This window comes from Verrucomicrobium sp. BvORR106 (assembly GCF_000739655.1).
GTDB lineage: Bacteria > Verrucomicrobiota > Verrucomicrobiia > Verrucomicrobiales > Verrucomicrobiaceae > Verrucomicrobium.
Genome location: NZ_BATR01000010.1, coordinates 20,277 through 35,278 on the forward strand (window position 1 = coordinate 20,277; position 15,002 = coordinate 35,278).

A 15,002-nucleotide genomic window follows, 5' to 3' on the forward strand; every position below is an offset into this window, starting at 1 on the left:
TCAGCCGATTCAACGCTCTGCCAAGGGACGCGGCTCCCTGGAGACATTGAGCGCTTTACGCACCCGCTCCTCCAGCAGCCCATCGTACTCCGCATGACGACGCTCCAAGAAAGCGCGAGTGCTCTGCATCACGGCCATGAGCCTGGGACTGGAAGAAGGATGGCGGCGGGCGAGGCTCTCGTAGCGATCCATGAGCTTCAACACTGTCTCCCGGCTCAACTGGGTACTCAGCCGTTCTCGTGCGAACTGCTGGTAAGCTTCCCGGTACTCTGCATTGTGGTCGAAAAGCCGGTTAAAGAGCCGGGCCCGATCCCCGAGCAGAACATCGAAAGAATCCTTGGAGGGCCGCAAGGGGCCGTGAGCGGTTTGATGCACACCTTCATCAAAGGACCAATCCATGTCCCAGACGAGGGATTGCCAGACGGCTTGTGGATTTCGCCGATCGCGGAAATAAGCGCCCTGGTTGTTGTCGCCCGTGGCGGTGAAGCTCATCGTCAGCACCCAGGCATTCAGATCCTGCAGGTTGAACTTGGCTGCCTCTTCCTCCATCAGGATCGGATTGCGGGGACGGCGGATCCAGCGACGCCATTCGACATAAGCCTCGTTCTCGATGGCTTCACGCGACTTCAGACGCACCCAGTCAACGTCCGCCAGCCCAAAACGACCTTCCACGAAGTCCGCGGACTGGTGCTCATAGATGAAGAAGGGAGAGCGAATCTCCGTCCCATTGAGGAACACGATGGCAGGCACACTCCGGGAAACTTTGCACCCCGCCAGGGCGGCGATTTCTGTGGCCAGAGCCGCGTTGAAGCGGCTGGGGTGATCCGCATTGGTCAAGACCAGCTCCCGCACGGGAGGCGCATCCGCCCCGAAGAACAACCCCGCCGGGCCCGTCCCTCTCCCACCGTATTCTTCACGGAAACGCAGGGCGAAGCTTTTGGCTGGAAGGGTGCGGCTGTGGCCACCGTGAACCCGGAGCCCGACAGGCGACTCGATCAGCAGCCGCGAGTTCTGCCAGGCAGAAAACCAGGCGGGCCGCTCTGCGTCCCGGTTGTGCTCCTGGGGATGGGTGACAATCCCGTGGTCAGGATCAAAAAGCTCACTGCTGCGACACACCAGAGAAACGATGACCGTGTCTGCGGGCAGTGTGGCCAGGCGGGACCCGAGCAGCGCTGTGGAAGGCGGGCTTTTCTGGTCGAATACTTCCTTCGGCGGAGCCGGACAAGGTTGCTTGAAGAGTGCCACGGCCTCTTTGGAATCAGCCGCCAGTTCCCAGGGTTCGCAGTACTTGTGGCTCATCTGCAACAGGCCCATGCGGATGAGCGCTGCGTTGCGACTGGTCACAGCATCCCGGCCAAGCACGAGCGCAGGGGCCGATCGGTCCTCGTAAGCCTCCAGACCTTCCAGCGGAAAGAACTCCACGAGAATCGCCATCCCGACGAGCAGCATGGCACATGGCACCACCAGCAGGGAGCGCCTGCGAGGAAAGGCCATGGGCTGGGGCAGTGGCTCGGAGGGGTGCTCAAGCATTGGCGTGGCCGTGGTAGTAGAGCCCCAGCTTGGCATCTGGAAGTTGCTCCTGAAGTTTCTGCTCCAGCTCCGCAGAGCGGATCAGCGAAACTTTCTGGAATGACCAGGTGAGCACACACTCGCTGTCCGCCGTGGACAGACTGTCAAAAGACGGCCGGCTCAGGTGAGACTCGATAATCGGCACCAGAGCGGGCAGGACCTTGCGATACTGCTCCACCGTACAGCGGATGACCAAGGTGCCTGAACCGGATCGCCGGCTCAAGAAGGCGGGACTCCAGCGCAGAATCGCCATCGCCACCCCTGCGGCCGCCAGGATGGCGACCAGGAAGGCCACGTTAAACGAGGCGCAGCACAGAGCCGAGGCGATGACCAGCATGATGAAGCCAATCTCCTCCGGCTCCTTGATAGGCGTGCGGAAGCGGACAATGGACAGTGACCCCAGCAACCCCAACGACAGAGGAAGCGAGAACTGCACACAGATGAAAATGGCCGTGACGGCGAGACTGATCAGCGGGAAGGCGCGATGCACGTTGCTGCCCGTGGCACGGGAGCCGAAGAAGGCACTGTAGGCCCAGGAAAGCAGAATGGAGGAGGCCAGCGAGGCCGCCAGGCTCAGGGAAAGCGTGGCCAGCCCCAGATCAGCCACCTCCCGCACGTCTCCGCCAAACATCACCACGCCAGCCGCGCGTTTAAGTTCTTCAATGGTCATGCCAGCTCGCCGTGGGGTTGGAGGTTGCGCACCGTCAGGAAGTACTTGGAGACCGCTGCGCGGCGGGCACCGAAGCGCGGAAGGGCCCGCAGAGCAGGCAGCGGATGGACGCTGCGCCCCTTTTGCTCAAACACATCAAAGGGCAACGCCCCACCATGCGCCGGAGGCATCACCCCACTGCGGGTGCGCACGGCACGGATGTCAGAGTCCAGACAGAAGGTTTCAGGGAAGATGGCATGCTGCCAGCGCTGCCTGAGGTAGCGGATCTCGACGACCGGCCTCAGTCCGCCAGCAGGAAGCTCTAACCCCGCGGGAAGATGCTGCCGATACAGATCGGCAAGGCGCGGATCATCCAGAGACCACCCCGCCAGGGTTTCGGCCGGGACGGGCAGCGCCACGCGATGCTTCGTACGCGCCACCCCTTCCTTGAGCTTGACCTCGAGATGGGCCGGGACCGGTAGGATCTCTCCCGATGGGGCGGCGTACCACCGGATGCGAAACTTGGATTTGAAGTAGTCGCTAGCCTCCTTCTCACGGAAGGAAGCCTGATCCGGGGTGTCGAAATAGATAGAACACACCGTGCACACACCGTGCGTTGGGTGGGGCACAAACTGGGACTGCATCCAGGAGCGGAATGCAGGGGACTGATGTCTGGGGATGAGAAACTTGATCTCCTGTTCCCCCGCAGGCGGAAGTGGGGAAAGGAAACGCGGGGTGGAAAACTTCATTCTGGGGGCAACGTCAGCGCTAAAGGGCGCCTTCCCCGACCTCAAATGAAGATTTGTTTAACCCCCAATTTCGATGCTCACACCAGCACCTCTTTCACCAGCCATTCCTGCACGACCGCATAGAATTCATAACGCATGTAGGCAGTAAAACGCTCAGAGAAATCCAGCCCGTTGACCGTGTCAGGGTCTGGGTGGGGCTCGAACTCCTGACCCTGCGGATGCAGGATGAATCGCTGGTCCAGCATCAACCGGGCCTGATTGAGCGTGCTGAACCAGGCCATTCCGTGGTCGAGCGGGATGGACACCCGGTACCGCTCCTCGTCCGGCTCATCCTCGACGGTGTAGGACTCCAGTCCGTCCAAATCCGCGAGCAAGGTGCCCACATCTTCTGCAAACTGGTTCTCCAGGTCCTCGGTGACGAACTCGGACCAGTCCTCCAGGAACTCCCCCTCCCGCAATTGGTCCTTGGCGGACACTGGGCTGGGCACGAGCCGAGCCCGCCCTTCGGGACAATCGGTCATGCTTGCATCTTCCGCCGCCTGACGCAGCAATGAGACGTGGATATCCTCCATGTCCCCCAACTGCCAGGTTTCCGTGATCTTTTGAACGCTCAATCGCATGGGCACAACACTCCTCTAGTCTGACTTCTCCAAGGTGGCGAGCAACTGATGCCCGTGAAGCTCCCGGACATAATGCTCCGCCTTCTCCCTGCGCCCCGTCCACACCTGGCTGCGTCCTTGTTGGTGAACCTGGAGCATGAGACGCTGCGCTTCCTTGTCGGAGTAGCCAAAGAGCTTTCGAATCACATGGGCGACATAGCTCATCAAATTCACCGGGTCATTGTGAATGATCACGTTCCAGGGTGAATCCAGAGCCACGCTCGGGTCGGTCTCGACCAAGGTCTGTTTATCGGGGGTGGCGATGGAGGGCATGATATGATCTTAAACAAAATACGATGCTGGAGCAAATCGAGGGGAAGTCATTTCGCGGCCGGACCACTACTGCATATCCAAGGCCAAAAGGCGGAGAAAGTTGTCCGGAAACGCCGAGGAAGTTTCTATTTCCTACTTGTCATATCGGGAAATGGGAATTAATTTCGCCACCCCATGACTCCTGATCAGGTTGCCGCTCTCAATGACACTGTAAAGGGCTTCTCCCCCTTGGAACTCACCCGCTGGGCCGTCGAGCAAGCTGGGGGAAAAGCCATTGTGACCACGAATTTCCGTCCGTACGAGGCGGTCATTCTGCACTTGGCCACGCAGGCTCAGGCAGATATCCCGGTCCTCTGGGTGGACCACGGCACCAATTTGCCCGAGACCTACCGCTTCGCGGAAAAGAGCCGCGCCCAGCTCTCCCTGAATCTGCGTCCTTACCTGCCGCTCATGACCGCCTCCCACTGGTTGGCGCTGAACGGCGGAAGCATCCCGATGCCGGATGAGGTGGAACGCGTGGAGAGCTTCAGCCGCATCATGAAACTGGAGCCTTTCGAGCGCGGGATGAAGGAGCTTGCCCCCTCCGTCTGGATCACCGCCCTCCGCAAGGAGCAGAACCCCCAGCGCGCCGCGACCCTCAAGCCGATAATGTGGGACGAGAAGTTTCAGACACTGAAGGTGAACCCCATCCTCGACTGGACGCCGGTGGAAATGGAGGCCTACCTCGCTGAGTTCGAGCTGCCCAACGAGCGCACCTACTACGATCCCGCCAAGGGCGATGAAAAACACGAGTGCGGCCTGCATGCGAAACTCGTGACCGACGCCTCCAAAGGCTGACCCCGCCCAAACGACCTGCCTGCCCGCCTGCCCATGTCATCCCGCCTTCAGTCTCAGACTTCTTCCATGTCATCCTCCATCACGCACCTCCAGTACCTCGAAAGCGAGGCGATCTACATCTTGCGCGAGACGGCGGCCCAGTTTGGCAAGCCCGCCATGCTGTTCTCCGGCGGCAAAGATTCCATTGTCATGGCTTGGCTGGCCCGCAAGGCCTTCCACCCTGCGCATCTCCCCTTCCCGCTGCTTCACATCGATACCGGGCACAACTTCCCTGAGGCGATCGAGTACCGCGACTGGTTTGTGAAAGAGGTCAAAGCCACGCTGGTGGTGGGTTCCGTGCAGAAGAGCATCGATGAAGGCCGCGCGGTCGAAGAAAAAGGGCACAACGCCAGCCGCAACAAGCTGCAGACGGTCACCCTTCTCGACACGATCGAGCAGCATGAATTCGACGCCTGCCTTGGCGGCGGTCGCCGCGATGAAGAGAAGGCCCGCGCCAAGGAGCGCTTCTTCTCCCACCGCGATGAGTTCGGCCAGTGGGATCCCAAGAACCAGCGCCCTGAGCTCTGGAACATCTTCAACGGCCGCAAGAACTTTGGTGAACACTTCCGCGTATTCCCGCTGAGCAACTGGACGGAGATGGACGTCTGGCAGTACATCCGCCAGGAGAACATCCCGCTCCCCAATCTGTATTTCTCCCACCAGCGGCGCGTGATCGAGCGCCATGGCCAGTTCCTGGATGCTGAGACGGGATTCGTCCAGCTCCTCGATGAGGAAAAGTCCCGGATCAAGGAAATGACAGTACGCTTCCGCACGGTGGGCGATGCCACCTGCACGGGCGCCGTACTCTCCGACGCCAGCACCATCGACGACGTGGTGGCAGAAGTGGCCGCCGCCCGCCAGACCGAGCGTGGCACCCGCGCCGATGACCGCCGTTCCGAGACGGCCATGGAGGACCGCAAGAAGGAAGGTTACTTCTGAGTTTCGCCCCGCCCTTTCTCGCATCCCCTTCTTCCTCCAGTTCCCAGGAAATTTTTTGTATGGATCTTCTTGTCAATCCCACCGAGTCCAGCCTTCTCCGCTTCACCACCGCCGGCAGCGTGGATGACGGCAAAAGCACCTTGATCGGCCGCCTCCTTTACGATTCCAAATCCATCTTCGAAGACCAGCTTCTGGCGGTCGAAGAATCGTCCAAGCGTCGCGGCGATGAGCACGTGAATCTGGCCCTGCTGACCGACGGGCTTCGTGCAGAGCGCGAACAGGGCATCACCATCGACGTGGCTTACCGCTACTTCGCGACGCCAAAACGCAAGTTCATCATCGCGGACACCCCCGGCCACATCCAGTACACCCGCAACATGGTGACGGGGGCCTCCACGGCAGACCTCGCCATCATCCTGGTGGATGCCCGTCATGGGGTGGTTGAGCAGACCCGCCGCCACACTTTCCTCGCTTCCCTGCTTCGCATTGAGCAGATCGTGCTCGCCATCAACAAGATGGACCTCGTGGAATTTAGCGAAGCGCGTTACAACGAGATCCTCGCAGACTTTGAGCAATTCCGCGGCAGCCTGGAAAACAAGGTCAACGTCACGGTCATCCCCATGAGCGCCCTCAACGGCGACAACGTGGTGGACAGGTCCGCCAACATGCCCTGGTTCACCGGTAAACCTCTTCTGGAGCACCTGGAAAGCGTGCAGGTGCACGTGGGCGAGTCCGAAGGCACCGCCCGGTTCCCCGTGCAATGGGTGATCCGCCCACAGTCAGACGAATACCATGATTTCCGCGGCTTCGCAGGTCGCGTCGCGAGTGGCACCTTCAAGGTGGGTGACGAAGTGACGGCGTATCCCGCCGGCATGAACACCCGCATCACCGGCATCCACACTCTGGAAGGTGCGAAAGAAGAGGCGATTCCGTCACTGAGCTACTCCATCACGCTCGCCAATGAGATCGACATCAGCCGCGGCGACCTGATCACCAAGGCCGATGAGCCCCCGCAGCACAGCCCGCACATTGATGCGATGATCTGCTGGTTCACGGAAAAGCCTCTCAAGCCCCGCGGCAAGTTCTACCTGCGCCACACCACGCGCACCGTGCGCGCCTCCGTGCCAGACCTGCTCTACAAGGTGAACATCAGCACCATGGAGCGCGTTCCCGGTCCGACAGAATTTGGCCTCAACGACATCGGCTGCATCCGCCTCCGCTGCGCCTCCCCGCTCTTCTTCGACCCCTACAACACCAACCGTACGACGGGCAGCTTCATCCTGGTGGATGAACAGACCAACAACACGGTGGCCGCCGGGATGATCCTCCGCGCCGTCGGCGACGAAAGCATCAAGAGCACTGACGAGTTCGCGATCTAAAGCCAGGGCGAGAAGCGAGTTGATTCTAAGCTGAACACCCGGTGAACGAGAGTTCACCGGGTTTTTTGTTTTGAGAAGAGACGGACCATTGACGAGAGAGGGGGAGCTCGTTCGCGCTGGGCAACGCGAGACCGCCACCACTCCTTTGGAGCAGGGAACTTTCGCCAGTGCTCCCAACGTAGCCTCGCTGGAAGGTCGTCAACGTTGAGCTTGGCAGCATCCACTTCCGAGGAAGGGCTTCTACCGCCGGGCAGAATGGGAGGCTGGTGATTCGCAGGGCGACCATTCCCAATGCGCAGCGGAAGCAAATCTGTGATGTGCTCGCCCGCGATGACGCAAGGATTGATGGAGGAGCACACCGAGCGGCCAGCACGCGCGTGACGTCACCATACTCCCCCTTCTCCGCTCACCAACCCGACGGGGACCGTCGGACTACCCCGCTGTATCACCGCAGGGGTAGTCATCCCAACAAACAAAAATCCCCGCCGAGATCAGATCTGGCGGGGATTGAAAGGAATCAACTGACGGGCTTCACATTAACGGCTCTGCGGCATCATGCGGCCCATACCTGCGCTGCTCTCGAAGGAGCGGGGACGGTTCCAAGGAAGGCCACTCAGGTCTTCACTCGGCGGCACCGCTTTCTTCTTCTTCTTGACGGGCTCCGTAGTTCCGCAGCTCACGGTGGCAGCCAATGCGCCACACAACACAATTTTCGACAAGAGACAAAGAGTCCGCTTCATGGAGAATCTGGTAGCCAGAATTACGATCGCTTCAAGGGGCATTTGATGTCATTGCCCCTGCCGGTCCTTCCACCGTTGGGCCTTGCAGCTTAGCGGTAGAGGGTCTCAAGGATCACCCGATCACCAGGGGTGATCGAGAGACCGGAGCGAAGGGACTTCTGGTCGATGTTCGCCACCGTCTTGGAGCCTGCAATGGAAACGATCTTGAGTTTGCCAATCGTCTGATTGCCACGGGTGACGAGGAGGGACGTCTCAGCGGTGATGCCCTTGTCCGTGCCACCATCCACCACCACAAAGCCCCAGTCGTTGTTCACGGCGATGACCGTGGCGACCAGCGAGTTGCGATCAAAGGACTTCTTGCGGGTCTCGATGCGTTCTTTGATGTCGTTGACCGTGTCCTGAACTTTCTTGAGCTCACCTTCCTTGGCGGTCACCTGCTCCTGGATCTTGGCCACCTGGGCTTCGCCATCAGCAATGCTCTGTTTAAGCTTGTTGATGTCTTCGTTGATGGTCTCCACCGAGAAGCCGGGAGGAATGTTGGTCAACTCCTGCTTGTAGCCATTGATCTTCTCCTGGGCAGTCTTCAACTGGTCCTGAGTACGATCAGCTTCAGCTTGGACGTTGCGCAGTTTGATTTTGGCTTGGTTGAGACGCTCGGTTTCGTTGGTGATCTCGCCGGTGACTTTGTCCACTTCACCCTGAAGTCCCACCACGACGCCGGCCTCGTTCTTCAACTTGACCATCTCAGACTTCGTGGAGGCGTCGGCCGTCTGACGCTCCTGACGGGCTTTGACAAATGTATCGCGATTCTGGTAGCTGAAGAATCCTGCTACCACCATCACGACGGCACTGAGTAGGAAAAGAACTTTGGTCATGGTGTTGCTGCTGTCAGGGCTGGAAGATTATCAAGTACAGGGTCGGTAATGGAGTCAGGCCTCGTAGAGATGAGATCAGGGCTTGGGAGCGAACGGGTCCATCGTGGCCGGGGCGGCAGGCGTCGTGCCAGCAGGCGGGGCGAAGGGATCGGCATTGGCAGGAGCCATCGGAGCCGCAGGAGCAGCCGGGGCCGCGCCAGGAGCGGGAGCAAAAGGATCAGCACCACCAGGGGCCATCGGAGCCGGTGCGGGAGCAGCACCAGGAGCGCCACCGAAAGGATCAGCACCAGCAGGAGCCATCGGAGCGGGAGCTGCAGGCTGCTGGGAAGGATCAGCGGCAGGAGCCGGTGCGGAAGGAGCAGCAACTGGCTTGGGAACTTCACGAGCGGCCACCACGAGGTCGCCGGAACGGATGGATTCGCCGGGGGCAAGGGATCCAGGAACGAGATCTGCAACGGACAAACCCTGCTCCACGTCGCGCACCTTAAGCTTGGCAACGACCGTACGGCCGCGCTTCACGTCGAGCATGGCATCAGCGAACATGCCGCTGGCGTTACCCTTGTTCAGCACCACAAAGCCGAACTCCTGGAAGGCCTGAGCCACACGGGCCGTGAAGCCGGGCTCCACCACGCCGGAACGCTGGCGCTTCTCAACATCCTGGAAACGGGTGATTTCAGCCTGCACCTTGCCGATTTTTTCATCGGAGAGGGCCAGCTGTTGCTGCTGATTGGCAATGGAGGCATCAACGGCTTTTTTCTTTTCGGTTTCTTCCTGAACCGAAGCCATCAACTTCTTCACGTCGCCCACCTTCTTGATCTGATCTTCAAGCTGCGTGAGCTGCTTGTTCACATCTTCAAGGTTCTGCTTCACCAACTCGCCTTCCTTGGTCTTGAGCTCGGTGTCGCCGTCGACCTTGGTCTTCTCAAGCTTTACGTCATCCAGAGCCTTTTTCTGCTCTTCAAGCTGCTTGGTCTTGAGCTCTTTCTGAGCGGTCACCTTGGGGAACTCAGCCTTTACAGCCTTGTTGTTTTCCACGGCACGCTTGGATTGCTTCAACTCTTCTTCGAGGCTGACTCGATTGTTGTAGCTGGACCATACACCCACGAGGAGGGCGACAGCGGCGAGACCAGAGAGAAGTTTCCAGAGCATGGTGACCTAGAGATTGATAAAAAATTCGTGATGCAGTGGTCTTTCTATCGAAAAGGCCCAATCCACACAACATAAAAGTTCGTTGCGTGAAAATGCCTTGAACCTTTTTTTGAAAATCGCAACGCGACTGTCACTTCCCGTTTGTATTCAACCCGTCACGTGCCATGCTGCGGCCGTCAGGGACCGTGGAGGGCGAGCTGGCGAATCCCGCCAGGGCCGGAAGGCAGCAACGGCAGTCAGTCTTACTTTGCCGCGGTTCCCTGGCCTATTTTATCCTGGCCTCAGGAGTGACGTTTAGACGAACCACAGAAGGTCTTTTCGAGTTCGCCCTTTTCCCACGACGCCCCAAAAATGAGGCGAGCACCGCCTGCAACCCGTGAAGAGGTCTATGGCGGCATGCAGATGGAGCAGATGATCGTCTGAAATAGACAAATTTAGCAGCACCCCGGGCTGGAGGGTAGCCAGAGGATGCCAGGACAAGAACTGACCCTGCAGGCGCGTATGTGTGCTTTCCGGCCAGTAAACCCCTTCCCCAAGTGGCTGTGCCTGCCATTCCTCGCGCCCGCCGCTGCCCGACCATGCGTTTCCCCCCTGCCCAGAGTCTGTTGGCCATCCTTTCGATCTCCGGCTCCGCCTTGCCCGCCGCCCCGGTGGATTTCGTCCGCGAAGTACAGCCCATCCTGGCTGAGCACTGCACCCACTGCCACGGGCAGGACGAAGCGACCCGGAAGGGAGGGCTTCGGCTGGATGTGCGGGAAGACGCGCTAAAGGGTGGAAAATCGGACGGCCCCGCCCTCGTTCCGGGGCAGCCTGATACCAGTGCGCTGATCTCCCGGGTACTCACGCATGATTCTGACGAAGTCATGCCCCCGCCAAAAGAGAAAAAGCCGGTCAGTGCTGCGCAGGTGGAGACATTGAAGCGCTGGATCACTGAAGGGGCCAACTACGCGAAGCACTGGGCCTTTGTCCCACCCGTCCAGGCTCCTGTGGAATCCGGGCGGGATCCGGTGGATGCCTTGGTACAGTCTCATCTGGCAAAGCTCGGGGTCTCTCCTTCTCCCTCCGCTCCCGCAGCCATCTTGGCCCGACGCCTGTACCTTGATCTGACTGGTCTTCCGCCCTCACCCGCGGAGGTGACAGCGTTTGAAGCCGCTGCGGGGCAAGATCGGCCATCGGCCGTCAAGGCGCTGGTGGCCAAACTGCTGGCCACTCCCCAATATGGAGAGAAGTGGGCCCGGCACTGGCTGGATGCGGCCCGCTACTCAGACAGCAACGGGTATGAAAAAGACCTGCCCCGCGAGCAATGGGCCTGGCGCGACTGGGTGATCAGGGCCTTCAACGCGGACATGCCCTATGACCGATTCCTCACCGAGCAACTGGCAGGGGATCTGCTGCCTCAACCCACGCAGGACCAACTCGTCGCCACAGGCTTGCTCCGGAACAGCATGGTCAATGAGGAGGGGGCGATCGTGCCTGAGCAGTTCCGGATGGATGAAATGTTCGACCGCATGGACTGCCTGGGGAAAGCCACCCTGGGAATCTCCCTTCAGTGCGCCCAGTGCCACTCCCACAAGTTCGACCCGATTTCCCACGAAGAGTACTTCGGGATTTTCGCGTATTTTAATAACGCGTACGAAGCCCAGTCGTGGGTGTACACGCCTGAGGAGCAGAAGCAGGTGGCACAGGTAAAATCCACGGTGCGCGGAGTGGAGGAGAAGCTGAAACGCTCCCGACCGGAATGGCAGAAGGAAATCGCCGCTTGGGAAACCGGAATTAAAGTCGGCAAGCCCGCCTGGAACCCACTGAAGGCCACCGAACTGGGTAGCACCTCCGGACTGAATCACCCCACCCAGGAAGTCGATCTTTCCATCCTCACCCAAGGTCACCCCACCACGAAGGGCGATATCTACGCCATCTTTGAACCTGCTCTGAAAGGAGCAACCGGCCTGCAACTGGAGGCGCTCTGCCACGGAGACCTGCCCTTTAACGGACCGGGCCGGAGCAAGTACGGCACCTGGGCCATCAGTGAGATGGTGGTGACCACCCAGGCTCCCGGCTCTGAGCAGTGGACGCCGGTGAAACTGACTCGGGCAACGGCCGACTTCTCCGAACCCGATGGACGCATGGAGGAAGATTGGAAGGCGGACTTCGACAAGGAGCAAAAGCGGGTGCGCGGCCCGGTGAGCTACCTCATTGATGGCAATGATGACACCGGATGGAGAGCAGATCGCGGCCCCGGCCTGCGCAACCAGGAGGGCGTGGCGGTGGTACAGTTCGAAAAGCCGCTGGATCTCCCACCCGGCACCAAACTGAAGGTTCTGCTCAAGTTCTACCACAGTGGCAGCGACAATGGTCGGCACAACACCCAACTGGGTCGCTGCCGGGTGAGTCTGACGGAGGCCACCAACCCGGAGGCCCCACCCGTGGACCACGCCGCGACACTGGCGATCGCAACGCCGGTGGACCAGCGCACGGCTGCCCAACAAGAGGCTGTGTTCACGGCGTGGCGGAAGACAGTGAAGGAGGCCGCGCCCATGAACGACCAGATCGCCGCCGCATGGAAGAAGCTGCCGCCAGCAAGCACCTCCATTTTGCACCTCGCCGAGCGTCGCGGGGATAGTCAGCGCCCAACCCATCTGCTGGATCGCGGCTCGTGGGACCGCCCCAAGCAACTCATCCCCCCGCACATCCCGGCGGCACTCCAGCTCACGCGTGGGACCGCGGCGCCAACTACCTCGAACGACCGGCTGACCTTTGCCAGATGGCTCACCGATCCGCAGGCGCCCCTGACCGCACGGGTGGCGGTGAACCGGGTGTGGCAGGCCCTCTTTGGCAGCGGCCTCGTGGAGACGTCCGAGGACTTCGGCATGCGGGCACCGGTTCCAGAACATCAGGAGTTGCTGGACTGGCTGGCCGTGGATTTCATGAACCACGGCTGGAGTCACAAGCACCTCATCTCCACGATCCTGTCCAGTGCCACCTACCAGCAGGATTCCCGGGTGACCGCGGAAGCGCGGGAACGCGACCCAAACAATCGCCTGCTGGCCCGGGGGCCACGCTTCCGGATGGAGGCGGAGGTCTTGCGCGATTCCGCCCTGACCATGGCGGGGCTACTGCATCAGGAAGTGGGTGGCCCCAGCATCTTCCCACCTGTGCCCCAGAGCGTGCTGGACTACAATTATGTAAGACCCACCTACTGGCTGCCTCCCGATGGCCCAGAACGCTATCGCCGGGCACTGTATCTCTTCCGCAAGCGCTCCATGCCAGACCCAGTGATGAGCAGTTTCGATGCTCCGAACGGCGACCTGGCCTGCGCACGGCGGCCGCGTTCCAACACGCCGTTATCATCGCTCACAGCGCTCAATGAGACCATCTTTGTCGAGGCGGCACAAGCCATGGCCCAGCGAGTCTTGAGGGAAGGTGGAGACAACGATGCCACGAGGGCGGAGTATGCCATCCGCCTGTGCACCTCGCGCGCCATCCAGCCAGCTGAACGCAACCAGATCCTAAGTCTGGCGCAAACCACCCGGGAGCGGCTGATCAAAGGTGAACTCAAGGCAGGCCAGATCGCATTTTCTGCGTTCACCAAGCCCGAGCTCCTGCCTCCCAACGCGACTCCCACCGATATCGCGGTCTGGACGGTGGTCAGCCGTGTCCTCCTGAATCTGGACGAAACCATGACCAAGTCCTGACGGACCTCGCCCTCTTCTTTTCCCCATGTTTGCGACCAATTACCTGAAGCGACGCTGGTTCCTGCGCGACTGCGGCCTGGGCCTGGCCGGGATCGCGGCCAACTCCTTGCTGGCCCGTGAGGTTTCAGCAGCGATGTCTTCCTCGTCCTCAGGAAGCCTCCCGACACCGCACTTCTCTGGAAAGGCAAAGCGGGTGATCTACATGTTCCAGGCCGGAGCCCCCAGTCACCTGGAGCTCTTTGACCCGAAGCCCGAGCTGACCAAGCGGGATGGCAAGCTGCCTCCTCCAGAACTGCTCAACGGGTATCGTGCCGCTTTCATCAAACCAAACTCCGCCCTCTTGGGCGCGAAGTACAAGTTTGCCAAACACGGTGCCAGCGGCATGGACATCAGTGAGCTGTTGCCCCATACGGCCAGCATCGCGGATGACCTTTGCATGATTCGCTCCATGCAGACGGATGCGGTAAACCATGCGCCGGCCCAGATCCTGATGAACACAGGATCACAGCAGTTTGGCAGACCCAGCTTCGGATCCTGGACGCTCTACGGCCTGGGCAGCGAGTGTGAGGATCTGCCGGGCTATGTGGTGTTGACCAGTGCCAAAGGCACCAGCGGTGGCGCGAGCAACTATGGCTGCGGTTTCCTGCCCACCTCCTATGGTGGTGTCCCCTTCCGCAGCGCTGGGGACCCCGTACTCTATCTCTCGAACCCGCGAGGCATTGACGCCCCGGCCCAGCGGGCTTCGTTGGACACGCTCAATGAGCTGAACCGTCTGGCCCTGGGCGATGCCGGAGACCCTGAGATCTCGGCGCGCATTGATGCCTATGAAATGGCGTATCGCCTGCAGACCAGCGCCCCGGAGTTGATGGATCTCAGCCAGGAGCCCAAGCACATCCTGGAGATGTACGGGATCAAGGACGTGAAGGAAGCCTCCTATGCCCGGAACTGCCTGCTTGCCCGTCGGCTGATTGAGCGCGGCGTGCGCTTCGTGCAGCTCTTTCACGAGGCGTGGGACCAGCACGGCAACCTGACCAAGGCCATCAAGGAAAACTGCCAGAACACCGACCAGGCCAGCGCGGCGCTGGTGAAGGACCTGAAACAACGCGGCCTGCTGGATGACACCCTGGTGGTGTGGGGCGGCGAGTTCGGAAGGACGCCCATGGTTCAAGGAGGCAATGACGGCCGCGATCACCACAACCGCTGTTTCACCATGTGGGTCGCAGGCGGTGGATTCAAAAAAGGGCACATCCACGGTGAGACCGACGAACTAGGCTTCAATGTGGTCAAGGATGCCGTGCATGTGCACGACCTGAACGCGACCCTACTTCATCAGCTGGGCTTTGATCACGAGAAGCTCACCTATCGCTTCCAGGGGCGCGACTTCCGCCTCACGGATGTGCACGGGCATGTGGTGAAAGGTGTGTTGGCGTGATGGAGGTGGAGAGGGGAAGAA

Annotated in this window: 13 protein-coding genes and 1 other RNA gene; 6 read left to right on the forward strand and 8 right to left on the reverse strand. The window is 60.4% G+C overall.

What is annotated here, in order from left to right; translation table 11 throughout:
- Nucleotides 1-9: 9 nt before the first annotated feature.
- The 5 genes from BV106_RS01710 to clpS form a co-directional block, all read right to left on the reverse strand.
- Nucleotides 10-1,494 (reverse strand): CotH kinase family protein, encoded by a 1,485-nt coding sequence (locus BV106_RS01710; RefSeq protein WP_038159565.1) that lies wholly within the window; start codon nt 1,492-1,494, stop codon nt 10-12.
- A 28-nt stretch (nt 1,495-1,522) separates the two neighbouring features.
- The gene (locus BV106_RS34905; RefSeq protein ID WP_051944763.1) at nt 1,523-2,239 is read right to left on the reverse strand and encodes a DUF4956 domain-containing protein; all 717 of its coding nucleotides are present in this window, start codon (nt 2,237-2,239) and stop codon (nt 1,523-1,525) included.
- Nucleotides 2,236-2,967, reverse strand: coding sequence for a VTC domain-containing protein (locus tag BV106_RS01720; RefSeq protein ID WP_038159568.1), 732 nt, complete (start codon nt 2,965-2,967; stop codon nt 2,236-2,238). The genes BV106_RS34905 and BV106_RS01720 overlap by 4 nt, the downstream gene beginning before the upstream one ends.
- A 77-nt stretch (nt 2,968-3,044) precedes the next feature.
- Nucleotides 3,045-3,587 carry a hypothetical protein gene (locus BV106_RS01725; RefSeq protein WP_038159570.1) on the reverse strand — a complete coding sequence of 181 codons (543 nt, stop codon included), beginning with the start codon at nt 3,585-3,587 and terminating at the stop codon, nt 3,045-3,047.
- Nucleotides 3,588-3,602: 15 nt separating this feature from the next.
- Nucleotides 3,603-3,899 carry an ATP-dependent Clp protease adapter ClpS gene (gene clpS, locus BV106_RS01730; RefSeq protein WP_038159574.1) on the reverse strand — a complete coding sequence of 99 codons (297 nt, stop codon included), beginning with the start codon at nt 3,897-3,899 and terminating at the stop codon, nt 3,603-3,605.
- 174 nt (nt 3,900-4,073) lie between these two features.
- Here clpS and BV106_RS01735 point away from each other — a divergent pair, with 174 nt between their 5' ends.
- From BV106_RS01735 to BV106_RS01745, 3 genes are all read left to right on the forward strand, one after another.
- Nucleotides 4,074-4,736, forward strand: coding sequence for a phosphoadenosine phosphosulfate reductase family protein (locus tag BV106_RS01735; RefSeq protein WP_038159577.1), 663 nt, complete (start codon nt 4,074-4,076; stop codon nt 4,734-4,736).
- A gap of 66 nt (nt 4,737-4,802) precedes the next feature.
- The gene (gene cysD, locus BV106_RS01740; protein ID WP_038159579.1) at nt 4,803-5,714 is read left to right on the forward strand and encodes a sulfate adenylyltransferase subunit CysD; all 912 of its coding nucleotides are present in this window, start codon (nt 4,803-4,805) and stop codon (nt 5,712-5,714) included.
- Between the two features lie 59 nt (nt 5,715-5,773).
- Nucleotides 5,774-7,093: a GTP-binding protein gene (locus BV106_RS01745; protein ID WP_038159582.1), complete on the forward strand. Its 1,320-nt coding sequence runs from the start codon at nt 5,774-5,776 to the stop codon at nt 7,091-7,093.
- A gap of 536 nt (nt 7,094-7,629) precedes the next feature.
- Here the strand turns inward: BV106_RS01745 and BV106_RS37965 are convergent.
- The 3 genes from BV106_RS37965 to BV106_RS01755 form a co-directional block, all read right to left on the reverse strand.
- Entirely contained in the window at nt 7,630-7,833 is a 204-nt protein-coding gene (locus tag BV106_RS37965) for a hypothetical protein (protein ID WP_265595225.1), read from the reverse strand.
- A gap of 89 nt (nt 7,834-7,922) precedes the next feature.
- A complete protein-coding gene (locus BV106_RS01750; RefSeq protein WP_038159584.1) occupies nt 7,923-8,708 on the reverse strand; it encodes a hypothetical protein in 786 nt (261 codons plus the stop codon).
- Between the two features lie 75 nt (nt 8,709-8,783).
- Nucleotides 8,784-9,857 (reverse strand): hypothetical protein, encoded by a 1,074-nt coding sequence (locus tag BV106_RS01755; protein WP_038159587.1) that lies wholly within the window; start codon nt 9,855-9,857, stop codon nt 8,784-8,786.
- Nucleotides 9,858-10,031: 174 nt separating this feature from the next.
- Between BV106_RS01755 and ffs the strand changes: the two genes are divergently transcribed.
- The 3 genes from ffs (at nt 10,032) to BV106_RS01765 (ending at nt 14,981) form a co-directional block, all read left to right on the forward strand.
- Nucleotides 10,032-10,126: signal recognition particle sRNA small type (gene ffs, locus BV106_RS36765), an RNA gene on the forward strand.
- A gap of 309 nt (nt 10,127-10,435) precedes the next feature.
- Nucleotides 10,436-13,549, forward strand: a complete 3,114-nt coding sequence (locus BV106_RS01760; protein ID WP_038159590.1) for a PSD1 and planctomycete cytochrome C domain-containing protein — start codon at nt 10,436-10,438, stop codon at nt 13,547-13,549.
- A gap of 25 nt (nt 13,550-13,574) precedes the next feature.
- Nucleotides 13,575-14,981, forward strand: a complete 1,407-nt coding sequence (locus BV106_RS01765) for a DUF1501 domain-containing protein (RefSeq protein WP_038159595.1) — start codon at nt 13,575-13,577, stop codon at nt 14,979-14,981.
- Nucleotides 14,982-15,002: the final 21 nt, after the last annotated feature.